This is a genomic window from Arcanobacterium bovis (genome assembly GCF_004331995.1).
Lineage (GTDB): Bacteria > Actinomycetota > Actinomycetes > Actinomycetales > Actinomycetaceae > Arcanobacterium_A > Arcanobacterium_A bovis.
Window position 1 is genome coordinate 1 of record NZ_SJDT01000029.1, and the last position, 320, is coordinate 320.

Genomic DNA, 320 nt, shown 5'->3' on the forward strand with positions numbered 1-320 from the left:
TGGATCCTATTCCTACTCCGCCGTCACCAGTCGATCCAACGCCAGTGGATCCGACTCCTGAGCCTCCCGCACCGGTACCGGTGACTCCTGCTGATCCGGTAACGCCTCCTTCGCCTATTCCTGCCCCGCAGCCAACGCCAGCACCTTCTCCACAACCTGCAGCAAGTTCAACTACCGCGTCGTCACCTGCTACGAAAACAGTGAAGCCTCGCGTGGCTGTGAAGAATCGAACCACGGCCGCACGAAAAGCTGTTTCTGGTGCGCGTCTTGCTGAAACAGGTTTCAGCAAAGGCGAACTCGCCACGATCTGCGGCATCCTC

At 59.1% G+C, this 320-nt stretch carries 1 protein-coding gene; it reads right to left on the reverse strand.

Going from position 1 to position 320, the window contains the following annotated elements:
• Positions 1-304: hypothetical protein (locus EZJ44_RS08980; RefSeq protein ID WP_191088409.1), on the reverse strand; the 304-nt coding region annotated here is incomplete at its 3' end.
• Positions 305-320 lie beyond the last annotated feature (16 nt).